This window comes from Phaeobacter sp. G2 (assembly GCA_025163595.1).
Taxonomy (GTDB): Bacteria; Pseudomonadota; Alphaproteobacteria; order Rhodobacterales; family Rhodobacteraceae; genus Pseudophaeobacter.
This window is the reverse complement of sequence record CP104100.1, coordinates 1,193,683-1,209,475: the sequence shown is the minus strand read 5'-3', so window position 1 is coordinate 1,209,475 and position 15,793 is coordinate 1,193,683. Positions and strand designations below refer to the sequence as shown.

The 15,793-nt window shown below is 57.6% G+C and carries 8 protein-coding genes, 2 tRNA genes and 2 rRNA genes; 2 read left to right on the top strand and 10 right to left on the bottom strand.

Translation table 11 applies throughout. The annotated features are described in order from the left end of the window. Positions 1–190: 190 nt before the first annotated feature. The 7 genes from N1037_05865 to N1037_05835 all read right to left on the bottom strand — a co-directional run bounded on the left by N1037_05865 (position 191) and on the right by N1037_05835 (position 10,573). A 23S ribosomal RNA gene (locus tag N1037_05865) occupies positions 191–3,018 on the bottom strand. Between the two features lie 449 nt (positions 3,019–3,467). After that, positions 3,468–3,543 (bottom strand) — tRNA-Ala (locus N1037_05860). Positions 3,544–3,564: 21 nt separating this feature from the next. Beyond that, positions 3,565–3,641: transfer RNA gene (locus tag N1037_05855), tRNA-Ile, on the bottom strand. Positions 3,642–3,900: 259 nt separating this feature from the next. After that, positions 3,901–5,360, bottom strand: a 16S ribosomal RNA gene (locus tag N1037_05850). The 16S and 23S rRNA genes sit together here with 2 tRNA genes alongside, the layout of an rRNA operon. Before the next feature lie 787 nt (positions 5,361–6,147). Further along, positions 6,148–6,873: an NAD(P)-binding domain-containing protein gene (locus N1037_05845; GenBank protein ID UWS80545.1), complete on the bottom strand. Its 726-nt coding sequence runs from the start codon at positions 6,871–6,873 to the stop codon at positions 6,148–6,150. A gap of 1 nt (position 6,874) precedes the next feature. Continuing rightward, entirely contained in the window at positions 6,875–8,920 is a 2,046-nt protein-coding gene (locus N1037_05840; GenBank protein ID UWS80544.1) for an NADH:flavin oxidoreductase, read from the bottom strand. 90 nt (positions 8,921–9,010) lie between these two features. Beyond that, the gene (locus tag N1037_05835; protein ID UWS80543.1) at positions 9,011–10,573 is read right to left on the bottom strand and encodes a trimethylamine methyltransferase family protein; all 1,563 of its coding nucleotides are present in this window, start codon (positions 10,571–10,573) and stop codon (positions 9,011–9,013) included. A 105-nt stretch (positions 10,574–10,678) separates the two neighbouring features. Here N1037_05835 and N1037_05830 point away from each other — a divergent pair, with 105 nt between their 5' ends. Next, positions 10,679–11,320 carry a TetR/AcrR family transcriptional regulator gene (locus N1037_05830; protein ID UWS80542.1) on the top strand — a complete coding sequence of 214 codons (642 nt, stop codon included), beginning with the start codon at positions 10,679–10,681 and terminating at the stop codon, positions 11,318–11,320. Here the strand turns inward: N1037_05830 and N1037_05825 are convergent. Continuing rightward, positions 11,307–12,218, bottom strand: a complete 912-nt coding sequence (locus N1037_05825; GenBank protein ID UWS80541.1) for a LysR family transcriptional regulator — start codon at positions 12,216–12,218, stop codon at positions 11,307–11,309. The two genes, N1037_05830 and N1037_05825, sit on opposite strands and share 14 nt — an antisense overlap. A gap of 60 nt (positions 12,219–12,278) precedes the next feature. Between N1037_05825 and N1037_05820 the strand changes: the two genes are divergently transcribed. Further along, the gene (locus tag N1037_05820) at positions 12,279–12,560 is read left to right on the top strand and encodes a DUF1330 domain-containing protein (protein UWS80540.1); all 282 of its coding nucleotides are present in this window, start codon (positions 12,279–12,281) and stop codon (positions 12,558–12,560) included. Between the two features lie 317 nt (positions 12,561–12,877). Here N1037_05820 and fdhF read toward each other — a convergent pair whose 3' ends face one another. Both fdhF and N1037_05810 read right to left on the bottom strand, forming a co-directional pair. Further along, positions 12,878–15,652, bottom strand: a complete 2,775-nt coding sequence (gene fdhF, locus N1037_05815; protein ID UWS80539.1) for a formate dehydrogenase subunit alpha — start codon at positions 15,650–15,652, stop codon at positions 12,878–12,880. Positions 15,653–15,655: 3 nt separating this feature from the next. Then, positions 15,656–15,793, bottom strand: coding sequence for a hypothetical protein (locus N1037_05810; protein UWS80538.1), 138 nt, complete (start codon positions 15,791–15,793; stop codon positions 15,656–15,658).

The window sequence follows — 15,793 nt, the reverse complement described above, 5'->3', positions numbered from 1 at the left end:
GAAAAATCCAAATCCGATATCTTTGCGAAGCAAAGTATCGCGCGGCAGGCAGCGGTTTTGATTTTAAAACCGCATTGCCGCACGTCAGTTATGTCACCTGGTGGTTTCACAACTGATATCGGAAGAAACAATCAACATTAAGTCCAAGTCCTGTGGTGCTTATTTGGTTCTTGGCTGTCTATTACTAGATCAGATCAAGCCAATCGGGCGATTAGTACCAGTCAACTGAACGTGTTACCACGCTTACATCTCTGGCCTATTGACGAGGTGGTCTACCTCGGCCCTCAGGGATACCTTGTTTTGAGGGGGGCTTCCCGCTTAGATGCCTTCAGCGGTTATCCTGTCCGAACATAGCTACCCAGCACTGCCGTTGGCACGACAACTGGTCCACCAGTGGTTCGTTCACCCCGGTCCTCTCGTACTAGGGGCAACTCCTCTCAAGTATCCTACACCCACGGCAGATAGGGACCGAACTGTCTCACGACGTTCTAAACCCAGCTCACGTACCTCTTTAAACGGCGAACAGCCGTACCCTTGGGACCTGCTCCAGCCCCAGGATGAGATGAGCCGACATCGAGGTGCCAAACACTGCCGTCGATATGGACTCTTGGGCAGTATCAGCCTGTTATCCCCGGCGTACCTTTTATCCGTTGAGCGATGGCCCTTCCACTCGGGACCACCGGATCACTATGGCCGACTTTCGTCTCTGCTCGACTTGTCAGTCTCGCAGTCAGGCTGGCTTTTGCCATTGCACTCAACGAGCGATTTCCGACCGCTCTGAGCCAACCTTCGCGCGCCTCCGTTACGCTTTAGGAGGCGACCGCCCCAGTCAAACTACCCGCCACGCAGGGTCCCGGATCCGGATAACGGACCGCGGTTAGACATCAAGAGTGCGAAGGGTGGTATCTCAAGGGAGGCTCCACCGAGACTAGCGTCTCGGTTTCGATGCCTACCACCTATCCTGCACGTCACAATCCTGATGCCAGTGCGAAGCTGTAGTAAAGGTGCACGGGGTCTTTCCGTCTAACCGCGGGAAGCCTGCATCTTGACAGGCAATTCAATTTCGCTGAGTCGATGTTGGAGACAGCGGGGAAGTCGTTACGCCATTCGTGCAGGTCGGAACTTACCCGACAAGGAATTTCGCTACCTTAGGACCGTTATAGTTACGGCCGCCGTTTACCTGGGCTTCAATTCAGAGCTCTCACCCCTCCTTTTAACCTTCAGGCACCGGGCAGGCGTCAGACCCTATACGTCGTCTTGCGACTTCGCAGAGCCCTGTGTTTTTAATAAACAGTCGCCACCCCCTGGTTTGTGCCCCCGGATTCCACTTGCGTAGGACCCGGGCCTCCTTCTCGCGAACTTACGGAGGTATTTTGCCGAGTTCCTTCAACATCGTTCTCTCAAGCGCCTTGGTATTCTCTACCAGTCCACCTGTGTCGGTTTAGGGTACGATCTTATAGAGGGGCTATTTCCAGGAACCGCTCAGCTGCTCATTCAATCCAATAAGGATGAACAACACCTGCGATCCGTCACCACCTCATGGCCCAGGAATATTAACCTGGTTCCCATCGACTACGCCTTTCGGCCTCGCCTTAGGGGTCGGCTTACCCTGCTCAGATTAGCTTTAAGCAGGAACCCTTGGACTTTCGGCGAGAGTGTCTCTCACACTCTTTGTCGCTACTCATGTCATCATTCTCGCTAGTGATCTCTCCACGGGATCGCTCACGCGCCCGCTTCATCGAAAGCTCCGTGTCTCCAATCCTACCGAAGTAGGTAAGGAGACATGGAACTATGTCACACTACGCTCTGCTACCATGCACTATGTGCATCCTCAGCTTCGGCTCATGGCTTGAGCCCCGTTACATCTTCGCCGCAGGACGTCTTAATTAGACCAGTGAGCTGTTACGCTATCTTTAAAAGATGGCTGCTTCTAAGCCAACTTCCTGGTTGTTTTGGACATCCCACCTGCTTTCCCACTTAGCCATGAATTAGGGGCCTTAGCTGGAGGTCAGGGTTGTTTCCCTCTCCACTACGGACGTTAGCATCCGCAGTGTGTCTGCCGTATAGTACTCCCGGGTATTCGGAGTTTGGTTAGGATCAGTAAGACGGTGAGTCCCCATTACCCATCCAGTGCTCTACCCCCCGGGGTATTCGTACGACGCTCTACCTAAATAGATTTCGCAGAGAACCAGCTATCTCCGAGTTTGATTGGCCTTTCACCCCTAGGCACAGCTCATCCCGATCTTTTTCAACAGATGTGGGTTCGGTCCTCCAGTGCATGTTACTGCACCTTCAACCTGGCCATGCCTAGATCACTCGGTTTCGGGTCTGATCCCACGAACTCATTCGCCCTATTAAGACTCGCTTTCGCTGCGCCTACACCTAACGGTTTAAGCTTGCTCGTGAGACCAAGTCGATGACCCATTATACAAAAGGTACGCTGTCAGGCCGCAAGGGCCCTCCAACTGATTGTAGGCGTTCGGTTTCAGGTACTGTTTCACTCCCCTCGTCGGGGTGCTTTTCACCTTTCCCTCACGGTACTGGTTCACTATCGGTCAGTAAGGAGTACTTAGCCTTCGAAGGTGGTCCTCCGATCTTCAGACAGAATTTCACGTGTTCCGCCCTACTTAATACGTCCTATCATGTTTCGAATACGGGACTATCACCCGCTATGGTCCTGCTTCCCAACAGGTTCTTCTCACACTCAAGGCTCGGCTGGTCCCCGTTCGCTCGCCGCTACTAGGGGAGTATCAATTGATTTCCTTTCCTCCGGGTACTTAGATGTTTCAGTTCCCCGGGTTTGCTCTTATAAACCTATGTATTCAGTTCATAAGTACCTGGTTAAGAACATTATTGGCTACCGAAGTAACAATAATGAACTTTCAGGTGGGTTGCCCCATTCAGAAATTCATGGATCAAAGCTTATTCTCAGCTCCCCATGACTTATCGCAGAGTATCACGTCTTTCATCGCCTCTTACTGCCAAGGCATTCACCAAACGCCCTTCTCGCGCTTGATCTGATCCAGAAATAGATAGCCTAAACCATCAGGATCCAGCCGCTGGTAAGTAGCCGGACCACAATCTCTGAACCAAAAAGCATACTTTCCCGCATTTATGATGCGAAAGTCGTTTCACTACTAAGGCTGTGATGTCGGTCGCAGCCCCTTCGCAAAACAAACATCATAAATACAATTGGTTCCAAAACCTTGCGGAATTAGAACCGGGTTAGTGTACTTGACTTGGACAACTCTGTCGTTTCAAACCGGCAGACCCATGGACGTCCGAGGAAACAGACGTGTTCATAAGCTCGCATCATAAACCCGAAGGTCTAATCAGCACCAATCTGAGATCATCCCCACACTCGGGGCGATCAACAGTGTTGTTGATTGTTTCTCTCTTTACGATATCAATTCGTCCAATTGGACGGTTAAGAACTGCGCACAGTGCTTAACGATCTAATTGTTTAATGGTGGAGCCTAGGAGGATCGAACTCCTGACCTCCTGAATGCAAATCAGGCGCTCTCCCAGCTGAGCTAAGGCCCCATCTTAATCCCGAAGGATGAGTGGTGGGTCGAGGAGGACTTGAACCTCCGACCTCACGCTTATCAGGCGTGCGCTCTAACCACCTGAGCTACCGACCCGGTTTTCGATTTGCAAAGCAAATCAAAACCCGTGTGCGACAGGGTATTGCAAAGCAATGCCCGAGAGCAGCACTCAGTGGTTATGTCACCAGGCAGCGCCAGATAACGGCTGCTGCCGCGACTTGTCTGAAGAGATATGAGGACGGCTCGGTCCAAAGGACATCCAGTAGATGCCCCGATGTTGAACAGTTTTGATTACTGTTCATTGCTAAGTGTATCACGAGGAAGAACAAGTTCTTCTTGCTAGATACATCCTTAGAAAGGAGGTGATCCAGCCGCAGGTTCCCCTACGGCTACCTTGTTACGACTTCACCCCAGTCGCTGAACCCACCGTGGTCCGCTGCCTCAAAAGTTAGCGCACGGCCTTCGGGTAGATCCAACTCCCATGGTGTGACGGGCGGTGTGTACAAGGCCCGGGAACGTATTCACCGCGTCATGCTGTTACGCGATTACTAGCGATTCCGACTTCATGGGGTCGAGTTGCAGACCCCAATCCGAACTGAGACATCTTTTGGGGATTAACCCATTGTTGATGCCATTGTAGCACGTGTGTAGCCCAACCCGTAAGGGCCATGAGGACTTGACGTCATCCACACCTTCCTCCCGCTTATCACGGGCAGTTTCCCTAGAGTGCCCAGCCGAACTGCTGGCAACTAAGGATGTGGGTTGCGCTCGTTGCCGGACTTAACCGAACATCTCACGACACGAGCTGACGACAGCCATGCAGCACCTGTCACTTGGTCTCTTGCGAGAAAGCTAGATCTCTCTAGCGGTCCAAGGATGTCAAGGGTTGGTAAGGTTCTGCGCGTTGCTTCGAATTAAACCACATGCTCCACCGCTTGTGCGGGCCCCCGTCAATTCCTTTGAGTTTTAATCTTGCGACCGTACTCCCCAGGCGGAATGCTTAATCCGTTAGGTGTGACACCAACAAGCATGCTTGCTGACGTCTGGCATTCATCGTTTACGGTGTGGACTACCAGGGTATCTAATCCTGTTTGCTCCCCACACTTTCGCACCTCAGCGTCAGTATCGAGCCAGTGAGCCGCCTTCGCCACTGGTGTTCCTCCGAATATCTACGAATTTCACCTCTACACTCGGAATTCCACTCACCTCTCTCGAACTCAAGACCAGGAGTTTACAAGGCAGTTCCAGGGTTGAGCCCTGGGATTTCACCCTATACTTTCTGATCCGCCTACGTGCGCTTTACGCCCAGTAATTCCGAACAACGCTAACCCCCTCCGTATTACCGCGGCTGCTGGCACGGAGTTAGCCGGGGTTTCTTTACCAGATACTGTCATTATCATCTCTGGCGAAAGAGCTTTACGACCCTAAGGCCTTCATCACTCACGCGGCATGGCTGGATCAGGCTTGCGCCCATTGTCCAAGATTCCCCACTGCTGCCTCCCGTAGGAGTCTGGGCCGTGTCTCAGTCCCAGTGTTGCTGATCATCCTCTAAAACCAGCTATAGATCGTAGACTTGGTAGGCCATTACCCCACCAACTATCTAATCTAACGCGGGCCGATCCTTCTCCGATAAATCTTTCCCCCGAAGGGCGTATAAGGTATTACTCACCGTTTCCAGTGGCTATTCCTTAGAGAAGGGCACGTTCCCACGCGTTACTAACCCGTCCGCCGCTCACTCCGAAGAGTGCGCTCGACTTGCATGTGTTAAGCCTGCCGCCAGCGTTCGTTCTGAGCCAGGATCAAACTCTCAAGTTGAAAGCATCTCGCGATGCTATCCTTGACGTTCGAACCTCTGCACATCTCCAATACTCAGGACCGCTTTTGGGGGCAGATCCCTATGTCCACCCGGCTAAGGATTGGACACGTATCGGAAGTCATCTGTTTGATTGTGCTTCAGTTTACAAAAGTAAACAAAAGTCCGTCAAACAGTGAAGCTGACACTAGATCATCGAACAGACCAAATGGCCCACCCTACTAGCGTTGATATACAGACGTTGATCCATCGAAACGAACCAAACCGCCCACATATCTCTTCAGTTATCATCAATGTCAAAGAGCAACACCTAAAGGCCAAAAACAAGGCCACCGCGCCAATTCCTTAGCGCAACCGCCTCATAACATCCTCCAGATGCCCCAGTCTCTCCTGAGCGTCCAGCAGCCTTTCCTGCCAGTCAGCGACCTCTCAGCCGCCCCACCGTGCCGCGTCTCCGCCGCCGGTAGAGGGGGTTCTAAGTATAACCCAGAGAACCCGCAACCCAAAAACCAATCAAATCACAACTTTCTGCAAAAGAAATGTGAAGTAAAAACAAAATCAACCACTTACCACACAAACCACCCCTACACCCACACCCCAAACACCCTCAAAAACAGCCCCCAAAATCCACAAAACAACCAAAATCCAACTTACCCACAACATTACCCACAGACTCACCAAAGGGAATCAAGACAAACAACACAAAGCCCCAGAGAAAAAGCAGCACCGGCGCTTGGAGCCGGGCTGGGCAGGCAGAAGCGCAACATCTGCATCGCCCAGGGAACAGGGTCAGCCCTGCAAAGCGTCCAGACCGGCGGCAAGATCTTTGTGCATGCCTGCCGCTTCCATATGGTGGCGCAGGCGTTGGTTGTAGCCGCCAGGCGTATTCAAGGCCGTGAGCAGATCCTCAGCAGCGCTGCCAGCCAATGAGCTGGAAATCAGTATCCGCAAAAAGGCTTCTCCCTGTGCCGGGTCAGAAACACGTTGCCCCAGCCAGTTGGCCGCCTCCGCCGTTAGCCGCGCCACAGGCGACAGGACAGCCTGGGCACAGAGGTAGGCGTCCAGCTCGCCTGCGTCGCGCAGCATGAACAGGGTATTTTGCGGCACAAAGATCCGGGTCAGCAGCTCAGCATCCCCCAGCGCCATGATGGCGGACCCGCCTTGTGCAATACCCGGAAAGGGCATCATCACCGCCGCAGCCTGAGCCGGGGCAACCAGTGCGGAGACCTGCTCCAGATCAGCGCCCGCCATAAAGGAGACCACATGCAGATCTGCTGGGAAGGTCAGGCGGTCAAGGATGGCAGGGGCGGCTTGCACCATCAGGCCAAGGAAGATCACCTCGCTGTGATCCAGGATCTCTTGCAACTCGGCGATCTGCACTTCCGGGATCTCCGCAGCGAGGGCGTCCGCGCGCGCCTTGCTGCGGGCGCTGATGCGGATGTCATGGCCCTGCCCGGCCACCCCACGCACAACAGCAGAGGCAATGGTTCCGGTGCCGATAAACCCAAGACGCATGTCAGATATCCTTTAGCAGGCGCAGGGCATCATAGATGGCCGCATGGGTATTGCGTGCCGCCACCGCATCGCCGATGCGAAACAGCTGAAAGCCGCCATCAGGGTTGCTGGTAATGCTTTGCGGGCGTCCGTCGATCAGCGCGCTTTGATCCACTTCACCCCGGTTGGACGACAGCTCTTTGAGATCAAAATACAGATCGTCCAGCGGCAGGGTGCCATAGTTCACCACCACCTGATCATACTGCGCCTCGGTTGTGTGGCCGCTGTAGTCAGTGCCAATGGTCGCCGTCAGCTGGTTGCCACTGGGCCTGACCGACAGCAGCCGCCGGGTGACGGTAAAGCGCACGTCCTTATCTTGCAGCGCCCGCATGTAGGGCACCAGGTTCATCGCCATGATATCAGGTGCAAAGGTGCGATCCGGGGTCATCACCTCTACCTTGGCACCGGCATTGGCGGCGACCTCTGCCGCCATCACCCCAGGGTGATCGCCGCTTTCGTCATAGATCAGCACATTTGTCCCCGGCTTTACATCGCCCGAGATAATGTCCCAGCTGGTCACCACATTGGCGGCCTCCTCGCGGGTTTCGTGCAACATGCTGTTGGGCATGCCGCCGGTGGCGACGATCACCACATCGGGGTTAAGCGCCGTGACATCCGCCGCCTCGGCCCAGGTGTTGAAGCGGAACTCCACATCGCGGGCCGCACATTGCGCCATGCGCCAGTCGATGATCGAGATCATCTCGGCGCGGCGCGGGTTCTGCACCGTCAGGCGGATCTGGCCACCAGGATCGGGCTGTGCCTCAAACACTGTCACCGCATGACCGCGCTCTGCTGCCACCCGCGCCGCCTCCAGCCCGCCGGGGCCGGCACCGATGACAACGACTTTCTTTTTCTCCGGCGCTGGGAGAATGTCATGGGGCATGGTCACTTCGCGCCCTGTGGCTGGGTTGTGAATGCACAGGGCCTCACCCGCCTGATAGATCCGATCCAGACAATAGGTAGCGCCAACGCAGGGGCGGATGTCATCCTCGCGGCCTTCGATGATTTTGCGCACCACATGGGGATCCGCCATATGCGCCCGGGTCATCCCCACCATATCCAGCAACCCGGCCGAGACCGCGTGGCGCGCCGTGGCCACATCGGGAATTTTGGAGGCATGGAACACCGGCATGCTGGTGGCGGCACGCACCGATCCGGCAAAATCCAGATGCGGCGCATTCTTCATCCCCTGTACCGGGATCATATCGGTCATCGCCGGATCGGTATGGATACGCCCACGGTTGACGTTGAGAAAATCCACCTGGCCCGTCTGTTTCAGGATCTTGGCAATCTCCACGCCCATTTCGGGGGTGATGCCGCCGTCATGGGCCTCATCCGGGGCAAAGCGCACCCCAAGCACAAAATCGTCGCCGACGCGCTGGCGCACGGCGGCAATAATATCGGTGGTGAGCCGCATCCGGTCCTCCAGGTGGGCCCGTCCATAGGGGCCATCCAGATCATTGGTCAGCGGCGAGATAAACTGATCAAGCAGATGGCCATGGGTCATGATCTCAACCCCGTCCATACCACCCGCCTTCATGCGTTCTGCCGCATCGGCAAAATCGGAAATGATGCGGGAGATATCCCAGTCTTCCGCCAGTTTTGGGAAGGCATGATGCGCCGGCTCGCGGTGGCGGGTGGAGGACACCGCCGGCAGCCAGTCGCCCTTGTTCCAATGGGTGCGACGCCCCAGGTGGGTGAGCTGGATCATCACCGCCGCGCCGTGGTCATGCACCTGATCGGTCATGTTGCGGATCCAGGGCACCACCTCGTCCTTGTAGGCGAGGATATTGTTGAACACCGGCGGGCTGTTGCGCGACACCGCAGCCGAGCCCGCCGTCATGGTCAGCGCCACCCCGGCCTTGGCCCGTTCTGCGTGATAGGCCGCGTAGCGCTGTTTTGGCATGCCCTCTTCGGGATAGGCAGGTTCATGGCTGGTGGTCATAATCCGATTGCGCAGGGTCAGGTGTTTCAATGTGTAGGGCTGCAAAAGCGGGTCGTTGGACATCGGGTCTTCTTTCTGGGGTAACGGCCTTGAAGTGGTCTCAGTGAACTGGCATCCGACGTATAAGTACACCCCGGATGCCAAAAAGCGGGGTCAATACCAGGCGTCTGGCATCGCGGTTTTGGTTTTGGTGATGAACTCCCGCAGCGCCTCATCGGTGCCGGGGTCCAGATCGGGGGCTTGATAGCTGGCCAGCTGCGCCTTCCATCGGCTGTTGGCGCGGGTGGCGGCATCAACGCCCCCCTGCTCATCCCAGGTTTCCCAGGGCTGCTGGTCATCCATGGCGCTGTCCCAATAGGCGCTCTGGTAATGGCGCAGGGTATGCTGAGTGGCAAACAGATGCTGCCCCGGCCCTCCTTCGGCCAGCGCCTCAAAGCCCAGCGTGTCCTCATTCACCTCAAAGCCTTTGAGGTAGGCGTGCAGGGCACCGCAGAGATCCGCATCCAGGATGAATTTCTCGTAGGACATCGACAACAGCCCGTCGAGAAACCCGGCTGAGTGCAAAATGAAGTTGGCGCCACATTGGACCGCAGACATCATCGACATCATCGCCTGCTGCATCGCCTGCCCGTCTGGCAGTTTTGAGGTTGAAAAGTTGCCCGCACAGCGCAGCGGCAGCTGCAGGCGACGCGCCAGTTGCCCCATGGCAAGCGAGCCCAGCGCGGGCTCTGGCGTGCCAAAGGTAGGCGAGCCGGTGCGCAACGACATCGAGCTGATGAAAGAGCCCAGCACCGCAGGTGATCCGGGGCGCACCAACTGGGTAATGGCGCAGGACACCATGCTTTCTGCCAGACATTGCGCCACCGCCCCGGCAGTGGTCAGCGGCGACACCGCGCCGCCCAGCAAAAACGGCAGATGGATCGACCCCTGCCCCGCCGCCGCATAGATACGGATACCCCGCGTTGTCACCCCGTCCATCACCATCGGAGAGGTCGTATTGAAGTTGCCCATGATTACGCAGTTCTGGTCGACAAAATCGGCGCCAAACAGAATGCGGCACATCTCGATACTGTCCTCCGCCCGCTCTGGCGCGGTGATGGATCCCAGAAAGGCGCGATCGGAATAGCGCATATGGGCGTAGACCATATCCAGATGGCGCTTGTTCACCGCCACATCCGTTGGCTCGCAGATTGTCCCGCCGGAATGGTGCAGGTTGGGGCTCATCTGCGCCAGTTTCACGAAGTTCTCAAAATCCGCGATGGTGCCGTAGCGCCTGCCCTTATCGAGATCCATCACAAAGGGCGATCCATAGGAGGGCGCAAAGACCATGGCATCACCGCCGATCTCGACTGTGTTGGCGGGATTGCGTGCCACCTGGGTAAACCGCGCGGGCGCCGTCGACAGGATCTGGCGGATCATCCCCGGCGCAAACTTCAGGTTCCAGCTCTCTGCGGTGAGGTCTGTGACCTGGGCCCCGGCGGCACGAAACAGTTCCACCACCTCCGGGTCGTCGCGAAACTCGATGCCAATCTCCGCCATGATCCGCTCTGCCGTGGCTTCGATCTGCTCCAGGCTTTCCTCAGACAGGATATCATAGGTCGGGATGTTCCGGCTGATGAAGGGCCTCTTTAAATACGCATTCTGACCCGGTTCGGCAGAGCGGCCCTCGCCACGACGGGACCGGCGTCCCCGTGTTTTTACCTGCGCGTCACTCATGCCTTTGGCCTCCCGAGAACTGTACAACTCGACACATGTGTCGATGAGGCAGTCATACCTGTCAACTCTATTGCGACAAACCGATGTCGGTGTTAGGACATTGGCATGAATATTCAGAACCCTTCCCGCCCGCCGACCTCGGAAGAGGCCTGGCTGACAGCCGCGTATGACGAGCTGACCAACAATGGCGTGGAGGCGGTGAAAATCATGGCGCTTGCCAAACGGCTTGGGGTCTCGCGCACCAGCTTTTACTGGCACTTCAAAGACCGCGAAGCACTGCTGGAAGCGATGATTCAACACTGGGAAGACAAGAACACCGGCAATCTGGTGGCCCGCACCGAGGCCTATGCGGCCAATGTCTCGGAGGCGATTTTTAACCTCTTTGACTGCTGGCTGGATGCAGACCTGTTTGATGCCGCTCTGGATCTGGCGATCCGCAACTGGGCGCGCAATGACGCGGCGCTGCAACTGCGGCTGGATCAGGCGGATGCCCGCCGTGAGGCGGCAATGACGGCGATGCTGCAGCGGTTTGGCTATAGTTTAGACACCGCTCTGGTGCGGGCGCGGACCATGATCTACACCCAGATCGGCTATATCTCGATGCAAATCCAACAGCCCGAAGAACGACGCATGGCGCGGATGCCCGACTATATCGAGGTCTTCACCGGCCAGCGCCCGGCGCAGGTGGATATTGATCGCTTTATGGCGCGCCACCAAAGCACAGAAACGCCGCCTACAGCTGAGTAAAATCAGCCTGGCGGGTCCGAAAGAACCGCTTCAAAGCCGCCTTCAAGCTCCGCACCTTGGCAGATTGCAGCAGATCCTGATGGCTGAGCACCCAGATCGGGGCATAGTCCTGCGGCTCCAGCCCCGGCAGCGGCTGCAGCTCTGGATCGCTCCGCCCCAGATACACTGGCATGCGTACCACCCCCATACCGGCCTTGGCCGCTGCGATTAGCGCGGTCATGTCGTCAAACCGCGCCCGGATGCGATAGTTCGGATAGAGCGCCAGCGCCGCCTTGGGTGGGGCCTCCTGCTCACTGTAAATCACCCAATCCAGCAGGGCTTGCGGGTCCGATTTGGCCTGCGCGATGGTTTCAGGCCGGGCAAAACAGGTGGTTTTCTGGTCCGCCAGACGCACCCCCACCAGACTATCCCCAGGGGATTTGCTGATACGGAGCGCCAGGTCCGCCTCGCGCCGGGTCAGATCCAGCACATCATTGGTGGCGCGCACTGTCAGCGCGATCCTGGGGTTCTGTCGGCAGAACTCTGCCAGAAAAGGCGCCAGATGGGTCTGGATCAGCAATTGCGGCGCGGTGAGCGTCAGGGGGCCAGTCAGCCCCTGGTCCCGCCCTGACAACTGACGCAGTGCTGCCTGTTCCTGCTGTTCCATCCGAGCGGCGGCTCTGGCCAGGTCTTCGGCTTCGGGACTGGCCAAATAGCCTTCGGGGCGGCGCTCAAACAGGGGGCGGCCCAGCATATCTTCGGCGCGCTGCACCCGGCGCGCCACCGTGGTGTAGCTAACCGACAGCGCCTCGGCGGCCCCGGCCAGTGTTCCGGCCCGTACCAGCGCCAGGATCGTGCGCATGTCATCCCAGTTGATTTGCATACCATGCGTTTTTGCATGGATAACACGCAAATGCATGTGTTTTCTTGCGCCCGCCCTTCCCCCATCTGTTTGCCATCACTGAGAAAAGGACAAAACATGGCATATGTATATGTAAACCTGGTGCTGGAAGATCCCGAGATCATGGCAGCTTACCGCGAGAAAGCTGGCGCGGCTTTGCAAAAGCACGGGGCCAAACCACTGGTTTCCACCCCCAACCAGACTGTTATCGAGGGCAGCCGCGACACAACCGGCATTGGGGTGATTTTGCAATTCCCCGACGTTGCCGCCGCCAAGGCCTGGATCAATGATCCTGAGTTACAGGAAACCCATGCCCTGCGCCGCGCCGCCGGTCAGTCAGCCATCACCCTGTTGGCTTAACCGCAAAAGCGCGCACTCCCGCCCGTCGGGCGCAGGGGCAAGCCCCGCCCCCTCCCGTTGGGCCCAGCGCCGGGCGTTGCCCGGCGAAGAAAAGAAAATGTGCTGAGATGCGATTGAGGGGCAGTTTTGCCCCTCAATGCGCCTGATCAATTTTAAGATCTGGAGCTCTGCCCTCAAGGACAAGCCGCGCAACGCGCGGGCCCTGCCGGGCTCCTTGACCGCAGGTCTCCACAGTGAGCACAGAGGGTACGGTCAAAAGAGAGGGCGCGACATCCAAGATGTCGCGCCCAATCGTATATGCTGCAGAAAAACGCCCGCTATTGTGCTGCGATCTGGCCTTCGGCTTTTTCGATTTTCACCGCCGCAAATTTGAACTCAGGGATTTTGCCGTAGGGGTCCAGCGCCGGGTTGGTCAGGATATTGGCGGCGGCTTCGACATAGGCGAAAGGCACAAACACCATATCCTCGGCGATGGCGCGGTCTGCACGGGCCATGATCTCAATCGAGCCGCGACGGGTGGACAGACGGACCATATCCCCAGGCTCCACCCCCAGAGCGCGCAGGGTTTTGGGATGCAATGAACAGTTGGCCTCGGGCTCAACCGCGTCCAGCACCAGCGAGCGCCGGGTCATCGACCCGGTGTGCCAATGTTCCAGCTGCCGCCCGGTGGTCATGATCATCGGATAGTCCGCATCCGGGGCCTCATCCGGTGCAATCACACTGGCGGGCGTGAAGCGCGCGCGCCCGTCAACCCGGGGAAAACCATCGCCAAAGACAATCGCCTGACCGGGATCGGTTGCATGCAGCGACGGATAGGTGATGGTCTCGGTTTCCAGGCGCTCCCAGGTGATATTGTCCAGCGACTTCATGTTCAGCTTCATCTCGGCAAAGACTTCTGAGACATCGGCGTAGTCCCAGGGCAGGCCAATACGCTGCGCCAGCTCGACGGTGACTTTCCAATCCTCGCGTGCCTCACCCGGAGGCGCCACAGCGGGACGGACCCGCTGCACCTGGCGGTTGGTGTTGGAAACCGTGCCGTTCTTTTCATAGAGCGCCGAGGCGGGCAGGATGATATCGGCAAAGTTTGCCGTTTCCGTCAGGAAGATATCCTGCACGATCATCAGGTCCAGCTTGGCAAAGGCTTCGCGGGCGTGATCGGCATCAGGGTCGGACATGGCCGGGTTTTCACCCTGGATATACATACCCTTGATGTTGCCCGCATAGGCCTGGTCCACGATTTCGGTCACGGTGAGGCCTTTCTCATTGGAGAAATCCCCGCCGCCCCAGACATCGGTAAAGCTTTTGCGGATGCCGTCATCCATAACCGACTGATAATCCGGCAGGAACATCGGAATGAGGCCGGCATCAGAGGCACCCTGCACGTTGTTTTGTCCGCGCAGAGGGTGCAGACCAGCGCCCGGTTTACCGACGTTGCCGGTCATCAGTGCCAGACTGATCAGGCAGCGTGAATTGTCGGTTCCGTGGATATGCTGGGAAACCCCCATGCCCCAGAAAATCATCCCCGCATTCGCCTTGGCAAAGAGACGCGCGGTGCGGCGCAGCTGCTCTGGTTCGATGCCGCAGATTTCGGACATTTTTTCCGGGGTGAAGTCTTTTAGATGGGCCTTCTCGGCCTCCCAGTTTTCGGTGCGCAGCTTGATGTAGTCGGCGTCGTAGAGCTCTTCTTCGACGATGACATGCATGATCGCGTTCAACATCGACACATCCGCGCCGGGGCGGAATTGCAGCATCTCAGCTGCGTGGCGGCGCATGCCGACGCCGCGCGGATCCATCACAATCAGCTTGCCGCCGCGTTTGGTGAACTGTTTGAAGTAGGTCGCCGCGACGGGATGGTTTTCGATCGGGTTGGAGCCGATGATGATCGCCACATCAGCGTTTTCGATCTCGTTGAAGGTCGCGGTCACCGCGCCTGAGCCGACGTTTTCGATCAGCGCCGTCACCGATGAGGCATGGCAGAGCCGGGTACAGTGATCGACGTTGTTGTGCTTGAACCCCTGGCGGATGAACTTCTGGAAGAGATAGGCCTCTTCGTTGGTGCATTTGGCCGAGCCAAACCCCGCAACCGATTTGGGGTCTTCGTCGCGCAGGGCTTTCAGGCGGGTGCCTGCCAGCTCCATGGCTTCTTCCCAGCTGGCTTCGCGGAAATGGGTTGCCAGATCACCGGGGTCGACGTTCAGCCCCTTGGCAGGGGCATCATCGCGGCGGATCAGCGGTTTGGTCAGGCGGTGCGGATGGTGGATATAGTCAAAGCCAAAGCGGCCTTTGACACAAAGGCGGCCTTCATTGGCGGGGCCGTTGATGCCCTCCACATGTTTGACCTTGCCATCCTTGACCTTGAGGCTGACCTTGCAGCCCACCCCACAGAAGGGACAGACGCTTTCGGTTTCAGAATCAAAGTCCTGCAGATCGCCAACGCCCTGATCATCCAGCACGGCGGCGGGCATCAAGGCCCCGGTGGGGCAAGCCTGCACACATTCACCGCAGGCCACGCAGGACGAGCCGCCCATGGGATCCGCAATGTCAAAGGTTGGATAGGCGTCGTGACCCCGGCCGGCCATGCCGATGACGTCATTTACCTGAACTTCGCGACAGGCGCGCACACAAAGCCCGCAGGAGATACAGGCATCCAGGTTGACGCTCATCGCCACATGGCTGTCGTCAAGCAAGGGAATGCGGCCTTCTTCCAGTTTGGGGAAACGCGACTCGGAAACCCCGTTCAGCGCCGCCATATCCCATAGGTGCGAGGACTTATCATGCGCCTCTTCCTGCTTGGGCTGGTCCGCGACAAGCAGCTCCATCACCATTTTACGGGCGCCTTCCGCGCGGGCGTTATTGGTGGTGACCACCATGCCTGGGCTGGGTTCGCGAATGCAGGACGCCGCCAATGTGCGCTCGCCCTCGATCTCGACCATGCAGGCGCGGCAGTTGCCATCGGGGCGATAGCCCGGCTGTGGCTTGTGGCACAGATGCGGAATTTTCAAACCCCGGCCATTGGCGACTTCCCAGATGGTCAGGCCTGCTTCGGCTGTGACCTGCTCGCCATCGAGGGTGAATGTGATTTTATCGCTCATGGCTCAGACCTCTTCCATCTGGTGTGTCACGCGGAGGGCGGCGCCCGTCCCGGGGTGGGCGTGAAGCGCCCGCCCATGGGGGCGGGTCGGGCGCTGCCCGGCGAAACCCGCCGGGCGGAAGATCTCAGTTACGCTGTACAT

Coding starts and splice junctions, on each gene's coding strand:
- N1037_05835 (UWS80543.1), bottom strand. CDS start 10,573: ATGAGTGACGCGCAGGTAAAAACACGGGGACGCCGGTCCCGTCGTGGC.
- N1037_05820 (UWS80540.1), top strand. CDS start 12,279: ATGGCATATGTATATGTAAACCTGGTGCTGGAAGATCCCGAGATCATG.
- N1037_05810 (UWS80538.1), bottom strand. CDS start 15,793: ATGTACAGCGTAACTGAGATCTTCCGCCCGGCGGGTTTCGCCGGGCAG.
- N1037_05840 (UWS80544.1), bottom strand. CDS start 8,920: ATGTCCAACGACCCGCTTTTGCAGCCCTACACATTGAAACACCTGACC.
- N1037_05845 (UWS80545.1), bottom strand. CDS start 6,873: ATGCGTCTTGGGTTTATCGGCACCGGAACCATTGCCTCTGCTGTTGTG.
- fdhF (UWS80539.1), bottom strand. CDS start 15,652: ATGAGCGATAAAATCACATTCACCCTCGATGGCGAGCAGGTCACAGCC.
- N1037_05830 (UWS80542.1), top strand. CDS start 10,679: ATGAATATTCAGAACCCTTCCCGCCCGCCGACCTCGGAAGAGGCCTGG.
- N1037_05825 (UWS80541.1), bottom strand. CDS start 12,218: ATGCATTTGCGTGTTATCCATGCAAAAACGCATGGTATGCAAATCAAC.